The sequence below is a fragment of the Parabacteroides sp. KHUB-03 genome (genome assembly GCF_056640975.1).
Genome location: NZ_CM153257.1, coordinates 2,748,022 through 2,761,279, shown reverse-complemented (window position 1 = coordinate 2,761,279; position 13,258 = coordinate 2,748,022). Strand labels below are relative to the sequence as shown.

Here is a 13,258-nt window from a genome sequence, read left to right as displayed (position 1 = left end):
TTGTTTATTTGTAGTAATTTAAGAACCTGTCGGCTTCATTGGCAATACAATTAATTTTATTCCCCAGTATAATATCCGAAGATAACTGGAATGTATGCCCGTTTTTTATTTCTCGTTGTAGAGTGTTTGCTATGTCTTGAATATAGCCATACTCTCCATGATTGGATTGTGTATGCGTATTCCAAACTGCAACACTTTTTTCCGATAGTCCCATAGAATACAACCAGTCTCTCCATTTCAGTTCATTGATAAAAAATGTTTCATCTAATGTAAGAAGTTCCATTTTCAAACGAGCCCAAGGTACCCTGCAAATATCTGCAACAATAGCTCCGTGCATGGCTGCCGATATGATTTTCTCCGATGTGGCTATTTCTTCCATTATAAAATCTACTGGTGCATACGGGTCAATTATGTTTACACCTGTTTGTTCAGAAATATACTTCCAATCAACCAGTTGCATTTGCAACATGTGCGGCATCACGGAAACCGGATGTTTTTTAGGAAGCCTGGGTATCATGTCATCCAACAATAAAAGCGAATAGGCTGCATCCGTAATAAACTTTTCTCCACCATATCCCAGAATGTTAGATGAAACAGGTCCTCGCAGAAAGAATACATTCCAATTTTGCTTGTCGTAACGCGGTGCCACTTCCCAAACACCCGACCCAAAAATTGCACACTTATTTTGTTGCCCAACATCAGGTCTGATGATGGTTCCTATTCCGTAGAAGTCAACATCTTTGTATTTCTCCATTTCAAATACAGAGCCAAACAGACGATTGAAAAGAGAAACATTCAATTCGTCACCAAAGTTGCCGGGTCCTCTGTGTGGGTGCCAGAATTTAAGATTCATAGTTTTTATCTAGTTTATTATTTATTGCACGGCATAATTGAATCACAGGATGTTCTTCTTGTTTTTCATCCTCAGGATAATAGACTTGCAGGTCGAAAAGCTCCTTAAATTCCGGATCATTAACCCATGGATAGTTCTTTTCTGTCTCCTCCAAATGCCAGGCTACCCAGATTTGATCTTCCGGTTTGTCTAAATCACCTTCAACCTCTTGTGCTAAATCCGGAAGATAGAACACGACAACATCGGCTTGTTGAAAATAGCGTCGGTCGGTGGTGATAAGCCAGTTTGCCGGAATAACTTCATTTTTTATATGTAAATTTTCACCGCGTACAGCATTGTATATCAACATCAGTTTCTTTCCTGATTTAATTTGATAAGCGACAGATGCCACCCCTTCGGAAGTACACCAATTCGTATATCTTTGTAAGCCTGCTATCGCAAGATCATAATAATATTTACATCTTTTTTGCGGTTCGGGCATCATTTCCCAACAATCCCGCCAAAAACGATCTAAGTGATACTGAGGTACTACGTATGAAGTATCTTTTATCCGGGAAAGAAACATGAATGCTTTAGAATAAATCCAAAATATATTAACATATAACCAATTTTTAAACTCTCCGTCTTCTCCCATAAAATCAAGGTGTCCGGCAAATTCTGTTAAACGATTGCCGACCCGGAACAAGGCTTTCATACGTTGTCGGCGACTCGATGCATGCATGACAGATCCTTCCCTTTGACGGTAATAATAGAAATTAATATCAGTAATCAGGAACTTCTCAGCTTGATAAAAAACGACAGGACTCCACAACTCATCTTCACACATAATACCTTCCTCAAACCTGGCCTGTATTTTATCTAAAAACTTCTTGCAATATATATAATTACATGCCATGGATGAATAAACGTTGGCCTTTGCTAGTTTTACAAATCCATCTTTGCCGGAAAGTAGAATATTACAAATGTCTTTAGGGACAGGATTACTGGGGTTACTTAAGCTACCGTCTTGATAATAAAACAGCATATTGCCCATTACCATATCGGCTTGATGTTTAGTGGCTTCTCTGTATAATTCACCTAACGAATTTTGCTTTACCCAGTCATCACTATCAATAAAAGCGATGTATTCTCCTTGTGCAATTTCCAAACCCGCATTGCGTGCAGCCGAGGCTCCTCCATTTTCCTGATGAATCACTTTAATTCGTTTGTCTTGATTGGCATATTGATCGGCTATCACTCCCGAACCATCAGTTGAACCATCATTAATCAGAATGATTTCAACGGAAATATCCTGATCCAGGAGAGATTCAATACATGCCGGCAGATATTCTTCAACATTATATACCGGAACAACGACAGACATGTTTATGCTAATTTTACAATTCATAATTTTCTAATGGCTTAAGGTATTCAATTCTAAATATCAGCTTTTCGCAAAAGCTTCATGCAAAAGAAGAAGTCATAACTATGATTTTCTAAAGTTATAACTATGATCCGATAAAATTATAACTATGAAATATTGAAGGATTCGTTTACTAAAACTATTTCATAACCATGTATCAAAAAAAATGATCTGTTTTTTTTGTAAAGATAATTAAAAATATTAATTTGGTTAACAAATTATATATTTAAAAATCAAGGATAATTTCTCGAATTTAGACTTATATTTATATTAAAATAACGTATATTTGCCAAGAAGCGTTTATGTGCGTGTTGTTAGTTTTAGATTCATAATATCTATGGTTATGGAACAACCTTTAAATATTTGCCCGCAAATAACGTATGCTATTCAATTATTGTCTACCGGTGATAATCAGGATAAGGCTATTGGAATAATAGAATCTGTTATTTCCGATTATGACACAAAGCAATATCCAAATTTTTCTACAGGTTTAGCAGGTATTGGTGCCGGTATCCAATATATATGTAATACTCAGGCTGAGTTGCTACAGAATCGTATGATTGAAAACATGTATTACAAAGAAAACGCATCTTGCATCTCTGCAAATAAAAACCTGGATGATCTCACCATCTTAATTCCTGTCAGAATTGACAGCACTCAAAGATTGGAAAATTTATATACAATGATCGAATTCTATACATCCCGGACAAATGCACGCTTTATCCTCCTAGAGGCGGGTGAAACTCAATTAGTCAACATTACACATTATAATCATGTAGAGTATATTTTTTGCAAAGACAATAACCGGATTTTTCATCATACGCATTATCGGAATGAGATGATAAAAAGAGCTGGAACTCCAATTGTTGCGATTTGGGATATTGATATAGTCGTACCTCTGGATCAATTGTATGTGGCGGCAGAAGCGATACGTAAGTATGGTAATGTATTATCATATCCGTTTGATGGATGTTGCTATAGCATCCCTGAAGAACTAAGTAGTAAATATCGGGAAAATCCGGATATAAGACTGTTGGAGAATAAGCACCCCGTTTTATCTACCATGTTCGGTATGCTGACTGTTGGAGGCGTCTTTTTGGTAAACCGTAAACAATACATGAGGGCAGGTATATCATCTATGGCATCCCCGCAAAGAAAACTCTTGTTTTGCAAATCAGGAACAAAACTTAAAAGCAAAAAAAGAGTTGATCAGAATTTGCCGGATGAACAGTCCTGATTTACAAAATGAAATAAACACATGGCATTGGTTGGATAATCATAATCAGTAAATAAAAGCGTGTTGGTATGAATCAATTATATCTCTTTGATGAAAAAGGACGGGCTTCTGTTTATGGAATTGGCACGTATATACAGAGTGTGATTTCTGCATGTGCTGTTAGCGACTTTAATATAACAGTGGTGACTTTAAGATCGTATGTGGAGGCAACAACAATGACTACAAATAATGGAGTCCGATATATTGATATACCATTACTGCTTGACTATGCAGGAAAAGAGTTGGATTTGGAACAAAAAGAAAACAGGAAGAGATATTGCCAATATGTGGTATCAGAATTAGAACAGTATGTTTCATCTGCCGATTCCCATATATTCCATTTAAACTACACGCAAGATTATTTTTTGGCAGAATGCTTAAAAGGTAAATGGATGGAAAGTAAAATAATTCTGGCAATTCATTATTTTACTTGGTGTTTCGCCTTGCAGAGCAATATAACCCGGCTTTCAAGTATTATATCCAAAAATGTGAATGACTTGTCTGACTTCGAGAAAGAAGTTATATACTCCGGACAATTTGAACAACAGTTATTTAAATTAGCCGATGAAATAATTTGTTTATCACATTTTGCCAAACAGATTCTAATTGATTATTACGAGATACCAACCTGTAAATTATGGTTAATTAATAATGGTCTTACCGATTATCACACGGTAATGGACAAAATGCAATTACGGGAGAAATATGGTATTCCTGGAAATGAAAAAATGATCCTGTTTGTTGGGCGGCTAGATCATATAAAGGGACTACAATATTTAATAGAGGCATTTAAAAAGATTGTTGCAAGTGCGCAAAGTGTTCATTTGTATATAATTGGCGATGGTTCATTCAAAGAATACCTACCGCTGTGTTATCCTATTTGGAAACGGATTACTTTTTGCGGCAGATTGTTACCTGAACAAGTTGCAGAGTTTTATGAGATGAGTGATATTGGAGTGTTACCTTCTATGCATGAACAATGCAGCTACGTTGCAATAGAGATGATGATGCACAGTTTACCCATAATAGGCACAGATTCGTTGGGGTTGGATGAAATGATAATAGACGGTTTAAATGGATATAAAGTGCATTTACAAGAGAAAAATGACTGCGTCAGTTTTCCAATAGAAGAACTGGTTGCTTTTTTATACAACTTCATACAGTTGCCATCACTGGATAAATATGCGAAACAGAGTAGGATGCTGTATTCACAACGATACACGAACGAAAGCATGAAACAAAACATCAACCAATTATATACATTTTGTATTAAAGGTAAAAAGTCTCCTTTCTACAAAATGCCGAATTAACCCAAAAGACTTGAAAACAATTTTAAAAACGCAAAAAATGAAAAACTCGAAAGTTTAAAGCTGAATGCACTCAGCAAATCCAATCTCAAAGATCGTGAAATGGGACGAATTTATGGTGGTAATTACTGTGCTTCTCATTTGGATAATAAACAAGCCAATACAGAAAGTGGCAAATGTTCTTGTGCATGCTCTGGAGATTATTATGGAAGTACAGGCTTAAATAGCCAAGCTGAATTTTACAAATACACTACTTCATGGGGAACTACTTGCTAACAAATTAAATACTTTGGTCTGTAAAAGACTTGATCAAGTAAGAAAACATCAATTTCTACAAGACCAAAATATTAAGATTTCCTTTAGCGAGATAAATAGAATCAGTATCTTATAGATTGGGGTCTTTATTGATTTTTTACAAACGAGAAGAATTTGATGTAAGATACTGATTTTTCACATTGAATGTTTGTTGTTAAAAACGAAATAATATGAAAAATGCAATCTTCTTATACTTTATATTAGCGCTAATCTCTTGTCAAGACAAAAGTACAAGCTCTGCCGAAAGCGTGGAGCCTGAAGACATGCCTGTTACTATTGAGATAACCAAAGCGTTATTGAACCCGCAAAAAGAAATCTTATTGTCGGAGTTGGCAGATAGTGTCAGTTATATCCCACTGGAAACCAAAGATGAATGCCTGTTACGAAATTATCCTTTTTATTCTTTTAGCCCTCGTTATATCGCTTATCTGAACTATTGTTTTGACTGGTCAGGTAAATTCTTATTTAAAGTCGGGAATTTGGGACAAGGCCCGGGAGAAGAGCCGGCGGAAATAATAAGTAAAATTACGTATTGTGAGGATAATTTTTATACAAAAGGACATAAGGTTATTGAATATGATAGTCTGGGCTTTTTTACAGGCAAGGAACGTTCTTTATATTCTGTGAACAAATCGGAGTTCGTAATAACGAATAAGAATCTGGCTAATACTGTGGCTTTCAATTCATCAAAAGACAAGTTACTATTATACAATTTCCCGGATACGGTTTTTGTGATGAACAAGAATTTGGAGTTCGTATCTAAACATTTTGTGATGCCATGGCATAAAAACAGAGTTTCTCACTTTCTTTCATGGGATGGACCTTATGATCGTTTTATGACTAATTACAAGGAGGATGTTTTGTTTTATAACTATTTCAGAGATACTGTTTTCCAAGTTTCCGGAGCGGAGTTTAGTCCGAGATGGATTATCAAGTTCGACGAATTGAAGCTTCCGGACGATGCCTTGTATAAATTTGAAGAATTGTTTGATATAGCTTTTAAAGATTACCAGGGTGGCCAGCTGGATAATACTCCTTTGGCAAAACTTATGGACCATAAATATTCGGTGTCGAATGTATATGAAAGTAATAATTATGTATTTATAACAGCCGGAGAGATAATCGCTTTTCGTCCATTGAGAAAAGTGCCAGCATCTCCTGCCATTTTAATTTGTTATGACAAAAAGAAGAAAAAAATAAAATCGACCGTAAAAATTAAAGATGATTTGACAGGATATCCGAACTTCTTTATGCGATGCGGACTTGTTGGAGAAAAGATGATCGACTTTTTCTGGCCATACGAACAAGAGGAGTGGCTAAAGGAAAAGGCAAAGACAGACCCTCGGTTCTCCCGGTTTGCAGGGAGAGATTTTTCGGAGGATAATCCGATTGTGATTGTTGTACATTTAAAAAAGTGATCTATGAATTCTACAGTGTATTTCAAGACAAAAAATAATTTTTCATATTATTACGATATGAAGAATTTATGTTTAGTGAATATTCATCCTGTTATAGAAACAATCAGATCTCTGGATGAATCGGAATGTTCAGAAAATAATGAAATGTGCCTTCTTTCGCTATATCCAGACCTATCCCGTGAGGATATCCTTTACTATATAAAGAAATATGAGTTTCTGAAAAGCAATGGCTTTTTTTCTTCTTTGAATACCGAAAAGTATGTAACCGGAAGGATAAATGGAGATGTTTGTTCAAACGTAAATTCAGAACCAATAGGAACTTGTCATGAAACAATACTTAAATCTGTATATCAAGAATTAAAAACCGGCACATTTTGGCGTAAAACCCGTGATAAAGTAGAGCCATGCAATACCTGTATTTATAAATATTTATGTCCATCACCTTCAAACTATGAAATAGCGATCGGCAAAGCAAATTTATGCCGTTTAAAATAAAAAGAGTTTACTATAATCATGCAATTATGATAAAAAAAACATTTCCACACTACCTCCAATTAGATGCTATGGATTGCGGACCTACCTGTCTTCGCATGGTGGCAAAATATTATGGCCGTACCTATTCCCTTCAATCTTTACGGGAAAAATCTTTTATTACCCGCGAAGGAGTATCTATGCTTGGAATCAGCGATGCCGCCGAATCTATAGGCTTTAGGACAAGTGGTGTGAAGATTACTTTGGAACAATTAAAAAAAGAGGTATCCCTTCCATGTATCCTTCATTGGAACCAGCATCATTTTGTTGTTCTTTACAAAGTAAAAAATGATAAATTCTATATTGCAGATCCGGCAAACACATTGGTAACTTATACCGAATCCGAATTTTCCCGTTGCTGGCTCAGTTCTAAAACGGGAGATGAAGATACCGGAACCGCTTTACTTTTGGAGCCGGGGCCATCCTTCTATGAAACAGAAAATGAAAAAGAGGCAGGCAAACATAAATTATCTTTCTTTTTCCGTTACATTTCACCTTATAAGCATGAATTAACGCAGTTGATACTAGGTATGATTGCGGCCAGTATATTTCAACTTATCATGCCTTTCCTGACACAGTCTTTAGTCGATACCGGTATACGGGATTCTAACCTCAACTTTATTACTTTAATATTAATTGCTCAGCTTGTCATTTTTCTTGCCCGATTATCTGTCGATTTTATAAGAAGCTGGATTCTATTGCATGTCAATACACGTGTAAATATTGCATTAATCTCTGATTTTCTGGCTAAATTAATGCGTCTTCCTATCCGTTTTTTTGATACCAAGATGATTGGGGATATTATGCAGCGTATTGGCGATCATAAACGAATCGAGACTTTTATGACCGGTTCATCTATCAGTACGCTTTTCTCTTTTGTCAACTTTATTGTTTTTTCTTTTGTGCTGGCTTATTACACAGCCTTTCTATTCTGGGGCTGTTTTTAGTAGGAAACGGATTGTATATTGTCTGGGTACTGGCTTTCATGCGGTATCGTCGTGAACTTGACATCAAGCGTTTTGCACAGGCTGCCGGGGAGCAAAGTAATCTTTTTCAGCTTATCACCGGAATGCAGGAGATTAAACTTAATAACTGTGAGACTGAAAAACGTTGGCAATGGGAGCGTATACAGGTGAAATTATTTAAGATTAGTATCAAAGGCCTGGCAGTGGAGCAGTATCAGCAGGTAGGAACCGCATTTTTTAGTCAGACAACTAATATTCTGATCTCTTTCCTTGCAGCACGTGAAGTCGTTTCCGGGAATATGACACTTGGTATGATGATGTCTCTTACTTATATTGTCGGACAGCTTTCTTCTCCTATAGACCAGTTTATTGGTTTTGCACGTGCTTTCCAGGATGCTAAAATCAGTTTGGAGCGGCTAGGGGAGATACATCAGAAAGAAGATGAGGATGAGAATGCCGGCATGAAGGTGACTACATTGCCTGAGACGAGAACGTTGACTATAGAGAATCTTAAATTCAGTTATGATGGGGCTGACAGAGATTATGTGCTGGATAATGTAAATCTCACCATACCGGAGAAGAAAGTGACGGCTATTGTCGGTTCCAGTGGAAGCGGAAAAACGACTCTGATTAAGCTCTTACTCGGGTTTTATGAGCCGAACAAAGGAAATATACGCGTAGGAAATATCCCTCTCAATCAAATAAATCCTCATGTCTGGCGGCAAAAAAGCGGAAGTGTGATGCAGGATGGTTTTATCTTTTCCGACACAATTGCACGTAATATTGCAATCGGGACAGACACAATTGATAAAGATAAATTACAGCATGCCGTAACAGTAGCAAATATAAAAGGCTTTATTGATTCCCTCCCTTTGGGATACAATACCAGGATTGGTTCGGAAGGGAATGGTATAAGCCAGGGGCAGCGGCAGCGGATACTTATAGCACGTGCTGTATATAAGAACCCCGAATTTATCTTCCTTGATGAAGCAACGAACGCGCTCGATGCAAATAATGAACGGGAGATAATGGAACAACTCCATAAATTTTATGAAGGAAGAACAGTTGTGGTAGTAGCGCACAGACTTAGCACCGTACGGGATGCGGACAATATTGTTGTTCTTGATAACGGGCGGATTGCAGAAGAAGGCAAACATGAAGAATTGACTGCCCGAAAGGGAATTTATTATACCTTGGTCAAAAATCAATTGGAGATGGGGAACTAATGGAAGAGAATACTAAAAAAAACAGTGTAAAGCAGGTTGATCTTCGTAGCGAAGAGGTTCAGGAAGTCATGGGCAGTATCCCCGCATGGATTGTTCGTTGGGGAATTACTTTGTTGTTTATTGTCACGATGGCAATACTTATCGGCAGTTATTTTTTTCGCTATCCTGATGTAATCACATCCGAAATGACATTAACCGGGCGGTATCCGGCAGTGCAAGTAGTTTCACGTTCTAGCGGAAAGATTAATCAATTAATGGTGGTCGACGGAGTTAGTGTAACAGAAGGAACAGTACTTGCCGTGATTGAAAATCCGGCATCGACAGCAGATATTCTCTTTTTAAAAGAGAACCTGAAACAGTATCCTGATAATCCCGACAGTTTATCTGCTTATTTTCCGAAAGATCGTGATATGGCTTTAGGAGATGTACAGACTACTTATGTATCTTTCCTCAGAAGCCTGCAGGAATACAGGAATTATACAGAACTGAATTACTATCCGCAAAAGATAGCTGCTACGCATAATCAAATTGATAAATATAAGCAATATGCACAGAATCTTAAAAGGCAACTTCTGGTTGTAGAGTCTCGGTATGATATTGCACATCAACAATATGAAAGAGATTCGCTATTATTTTCACGGAAGGTAATTTCTCCTTACGAACAAGAGACAGCCCGGTCTGCTTTGTTACAAAGCCGCCAAATGGTAGAAGATGTAGCCGCTTCATGTGAAAATGCGGCCATCCAGATAGCATCACTCGAAACAACGGTGTTAGATCTTCAATTACAGGAAATGGAAAAAAAGACCCAATTGCAACAGGATTTACAGACAACAGCCGGCGAGTTGGCAAATGCAATTCATACGTGGGAACTGACTTATTGCCTAACCTCCCCAATAGACGGCAAGGTTACGTTTACAAAATATTGGAATGAAAATCAGTATATTCCATTAGGAGACCCTGTTTTTACAGTAGTACCTGCCACCTCCGATTTATTAATGGGAAAAGCTTTATTACCTATAGCACGTTCGGGTAAGGTGAAAGTCGGACAACGAGTGATTGTGCGTTTTTCAAACTATCCGGATCAGGAATTCGGAGTCGTGAACGGAACCGTTAATAGTATTTCTTTAGTTCCTGCGGATAACAATTATACCATTGAAGTTGCTTTCCCCAAAGGACTTACTACCAACTATGGTAAAACCCTTCCTGTCTCACACGAAATGACCGCTACCGCAGAAATCGTAACAGATGATCTTCGTTTGATCGAACGTTTCTTCATGCCGCTGAAGAAGGTGTTTAGGGAAGGGCTGGGGTTGTGATTGGATTGTAAAAAAATGGAATTTTATGGTTTGGTACTGTCTTTTATTAACTCACACTTTGTATTCCATTCAATTATTTGGCATACTACCAAAGTGATTTTTTAAACTTATTGAAATCCAAAGTATTCAAATTTAGGTTTTTATAATAATTTATTATATATTTCTAACATTGTGTTTTTAAAAGTTTGTATCCTGTAATTCTGAAAATATTGTTTATGAGCATTTACAGAATACTTTTCCCTCTGTATATCATCTGAAAGCAAATGAATAATGGCATTTGCTAAAAGCTCAATGGAAACGTCTTCATTTTTATTATCATATAAATCTAATAAATCACCAGATATTCCATCCTCTATAATCTCTGCTAAGCCACTGGTACGATTAGCAATAATAGGTATTCCATACATCGTCATCTCAACAGCGACATAACCAAACTCTTCATAATAAGAAGGAATAACTCCAACATCAGCACATGAGTATATTCTATGCAATGAGTCTAAATCTAAAAAACCAGTAAATGAAATTTTACCGTAAGAAGTTATAGATGGAAATAAAGAATCATAATCTCCTTTTCCAACCAATATCAAATGTACATGTTTAATGGTATTTACTACTCTATCAAAGGCTTTTAAAAGAATTTTTGGATTTTTGTTTTCATCAAAACGGCCAACAAATAAAACAATTTTATCAACAACATCAATGCCTAAAAAGGATCTGACACTTTTTTTATCTAGTGTTGCAGAAAGCAATTTATCATCAACATACGTAAATTGGCCAAATTTACCTTAAGACGATTAGAATCATAATTCAGTATAAAATCTGGGAAAATTTCTTCTGCCAAATTATTTGACTTCATAAAATTATCCTTCTTATTTTTATAACTACCTCTTTCTAGAATATCAGGGTAATATAAAAATTGTTTTTCTTTTTCTGAAAACCAATATCGATTACTATTTTTTGTCCGTATAAACATTTCTCTACTATTTAAATTTTCCTATAAATACTACAGAACATTCATCCTCTTGATCTTTTTTTTGATCAGATATCTCTTTTTCCAAAAATAATATATTAGTTGTCTTTTTATCTATTTTTTTTATCCGATTTTCAATTATACTACTCATATCTAGTATAGCAAATTCAGCTCCATGCATTTGAGTAAATAAACAATAATCATTATAAACTAAATCATCTAAAAGTTGAAATCCATCAACTATACAACCTTTTAATGTTTTTTTATCCACAATAATCTTCCGAGTTTCAAGTTCATCCTGATTAGGAGCTACAGAGCAAGCTTCTTCTATCACATAATAAAATGGTAATTCATGAATCATAATTGACAAATTCTCATCAGCATTAATAACTTTAAATTGGGGAATAAGCCTATTTGATACTATATCATAATGATACAAATATTCATTGGTATTCCTGTATCCAAAGCGGAATAATTCCACATTGTCCGTTCGAAATCTTGTCAACGTAGACTCATCATACGACTCTGAAAGATTTTTGAAATAATCGGCGGATTTTATACCTTGTTTAAGATTCCCATTAAAATCCTGAATCCAAACAAAATAATTCGGAGTACCTACTATTGAATTTGTAACTAAAACAGATTCTTTTTTTGTATCAACCCGAATAGAACTACCATACACAGTCCTTTCTATTAGCTTAATATCAAAAAGATATTTTGCATTAAAATTATATACCAATATTTTATCTGAAGAATAGGGAAGTATATATATCCTGTCATTTTCTTCATCCATGTACGCAGCGTCAATAGCAACATATTCCCCTACACCTTGTCCTATTGTTCCTATATTACAAATAAATGCTCCATTTTTTCTAAATAATTTAAAAGGGGAATAACTACCAGCCGTAACTCCTATATAGTTACTCGTTGTATAAACATTTGATAGACGTTTACTAATTAGAGCATCATCACCATTTTCTAATATAATATATGAAATACTATCAACAAAGAGCGATATCGGTAGTATTTTTTGTTTGGTAACTTTACTTAAATCACAAACAATTATAGTGTCATTATTTTCTATTGTAACTGATGCTACAGCATCCCAATCATCCCCAAGAGAAGTTTTTCCTGTCACAGCTCCTTTGTTACATGAGGCGAATACAGATAAAAACAAATACAATAAAAATATATTTGTTCTTACTATGCCATATTGCGTATTTAACAACATTTCCAACTAGTTAATACAGTAATAGTTGATACATTAAAAAACAACCATATCGGAATTTAAGAACGAAATTACCATACAATTACTATCTTAAATTTAAAAAAAATATAACTAAGACTTATTGTTTATAAACCTTAGTTATATCACGTATTTTAACCAAAAGAACCACTTCCATAACCTCCTGCAGGATGTACAACTCCTGACTGATTTCCTGCATTACCAGTATCCAAGGTGCTTAAAATAACACCACATGTGCAGATACAACAATTCCCCCCTCCTAAAAGTTTGTTCATTTCTCTCTTTTCCAAATCATTGAGACTTAACACAGAAAGCTTCAAAGTACTCACCTTTTTCATAATAAAATCCTCCTATTTTTAATTAAACACTCAATTATAAAAATATCACCAATCATTGAATGGTAATAATAAGCAATATTTTAATACTGTTTGAC

General features: G+C 35.5%; 11 protein-coding genes and 1 pseudogene. 7 read left to right on the top strand and 5 right to left on the bottom strand.

Annotated features, from left to right (window positions below):
* Positions 1-4: 4 nt before the first annotated feature.
* Both ACYIB7_RS11865 and ACYIB7_RS11860 read right to left on the bottom strand, forming a co-directional pair.
* On the bottom strand, positions 5-853 hold the full coding sequence (locus ACYIB7_RS11865) for a glycosyltransferase family protein (protein WP_103984279.1): 849 nt from the start codon (positions 851-853) through the stop codon (positions 5-7).
* Positions 843-2,240 carry a glycosyltransferase gene (locus tag ACYIB7_RS11860; protein ID WP_480337172.1) on the bottom strand — a complete coding sequence of 466 codons (1,398 nt, stop codon included), beginning with the start codon at positions 2,238-2,240 and terminating at the stop codon, positions 843-845. Before ACYIB7_RS11860 ends, ACYIB7_RS11865 begins: the two co-directional genes overlap by 11 nt.
* A 358-nt stretch (positions 2,241-2,598) precedes the next feature.
* On the opposite strand from ACYIB7_RS11860, the gene ACYIB7_RS11855 reads away from it, so the two are divergent.
* The 7 genes and pseudogenes from ACYIB7_RS11855 (at position 2,599) to ACYIB7_RS11825 (ending at position 10,609) form a co-directional block, all read left to right on the top strand.
* Positions 2,599-3,492 (top strand): hypothetical protein, encoded by an 894-nt coding sequence (locus ACYIB7_RS11855; protein ID WP_480337171.1) that lies wholly within the window; start codon positions 2,599-2,601, stop codon positions 3,490-3,492.
* A gap of 68 nt (positions 3,493-3,560) precedes the next feature.
* Positions 3,561-4,841: a TIGR04157 family glycosyltransferase gene (locus ACYIB7_RS11850; protein ID WP_480337170.1), complete on the top strand. Its 1,281-nt coding sequence runs from the start codon at positions 3,561-3,563 to the stop codon at positions 4,839-4,841.
* Between the two features lie 99 nt (positions 4,842-4,940).
* Positions 4,941-5,114 (top strand): hypothetical protein, encoded by a 174-nt coding sequence (locus ACYIB7_RS11845; protein WP_480337169.1) that lies wholly within the window; start codon positions 4,941-4,943, stop codon positions 5,112-5,114.
* Positions 5,115-5,323: 209 nt separating this feature from the next.
* Complete coding sequence (locus ACYIB7_RS11840) at positions 5,324-6,571, top strand: 6-bladed beta-propeller (protein WP_480337168.1); 1,248 nt, start codon at positions 5,324-5,326, stop codon at positions 6,569-6,571.
* Positions 6,572-6,574: 3 nt separating this feature from the next.
* Positions 6,575-7,066, top strand: a complete 492-nt coding sequence (locus ACYIB7_RS11835) for a hypothetical protein (RefSeq protein ID WP_480337167.1) — start codon at positions 6,575-6,577, stop codon at positions 7,064-7,066.
* A gap of 26 nt (positions 7,067-7,092) precedes the next feature.
* Positions 7,093-9,293, top strand: a pseudogene (locus ACYIB7_RS11830) (peptidase domain-containing ABC transporter).
* Positions 9,293-10,609, top strand: a complete 1,317-nt coding sequence (locus ACYIB7_RS11825; RefSeq protein ID WP_103984273.1) for an HlyD family secretion protein — start codon at positions 9,293-9,295, stop codon at positions 10,607-10,609. Before ACYIB7_RS11830 ends, ACYIB7_RS11825 begins: the two are co-directional and overlap by 1 nt.
* A gap of 140 nt (positions 10,610-10,749) precedes the next feature.
* On the opposite strand, the gene ACYIB7_RS11820 is transcribed toward ACYIB7_RS11825, so the two are convergent.
* The 3 genes from ACYIB7_RS11820 to ACYIB7_RS11810 form a co-directional block, all read right to left on the bottom strand.
* Positions 10,750-11,358 (bottom strand): glycosyltransferase family 4 protein, encoded by a 609-nt coding sequence (locus tag ACYIB7_RS11820; protein ID WP_103984272.1) that lies wholly within the window; start codon positions 11,356-11,358, stop codon positions 10,750-10,752.
* A 231-nt stretch (positions 11,359-11,589) separates the two neighbouring features.
* Entirely contained in the window at positions 11,590-12,810 is a 1,221-nt protein-coding gene (locus ACYIB7_RS11815) for a 6-bladed beta-propeller (RefSeq protein ID WP_480337166.1), read from the bottom strand.
* Between the two features lie 149 nt (positions 12,811-12,959).
* Positions 12,960-13,163 carry a TIGR04149 family rSAM-modified RiPP gene (locus ACYIB7_RS11810; protein WP_103984269.1) on the bottom strand — a complete coding sequence of 68 codons (204 nt, stop codon included), beginning with the start codon at positions 13,161-13,163 and terminating at the stop codon, positions 12,960-12,962.
* Between the last annotated feature and the right edge of the window lie 95 nt (positions 13,164-13,258).

What these genes read in the sequence shown, in the direction of transcription:
- ACYIB7_RS11845 (WP_480337169.1), top strand. Translation starts at nt 4,941, where the DNA reads ATGGGACGAATTTATGGTGGTAATTACTGTGCTTCTCATTTGGATAAT.
- ACYIB7_RS11810 (WP_103984269.1), bottom strand. Translation starts at nt 13,163, where the DNA reads ATGAAAAAGGTGAGTACTTTGAAGCTTTCTGTGTTAAGTCTCAATGAT.
- ACYIB7_RS11835 (WP_480337167.1), top strand. Translation starts at nt 6,575, where the DNA reads ATGAATTCTACAGTGTATTTCAAGACAAAAAATAATTTTTCATATTAT.
- ACYIB7_RS11850 (WP_480337170.1), top strand. Translation starts at nt 3,561, where the DNA reads ATGAATCAATTATATCTCTTTGATGAAAAAGGACGGGCTTCTGTTTAT.
- ACYIB7_RS11860 (WP_480337172.1), bottom strand. Translation starts at nt 2,240, where the DNA reads ATGAATTGTAAAATTAGCATAAACATGTCTGTCGTTGTTCCGGTATAT.
- ACYIB7_RS11865 (WP_103984279.1), bottom strand. Translation starts at nt 853, where the DNA reads ATGAATCTTAAATTCTGGCACCCACACAGAGGACCCGGCAACTTTGGT.
- ACYIB7_RS11825 (WP_103984273.1), top strand. Translation starts at nt 9,293, where the DNA reads ATGGAAGAGAATACTAAAAAAAACAGTGTAAAGCAGGTTGATCTTCGT.
- ACYIB7_RS11840 (WP_480337168.1), top strand. Translation starts at nt 5,324, where the DNA reads ATGAAAAATGCAATCTTCTTATACTTTATATTAGCGCTAATCTCTTGT.
- ACYIB7_RS11815 (WP_480337166.1), bottom strand. Translation starts at nt 12,810, where the DNA reads ATGTTGTTAAATACGCAATATGGCATAGTAAGAACAAATATATTTTTA.
- ACYIB7_RS11855 (WP_480337171.1), top strand. Translation starts at nt 2,599, where the DNA reads ATGGAACAACCTTTAAATATTTGCCCGCAAATAACGTATGCTATTCAA.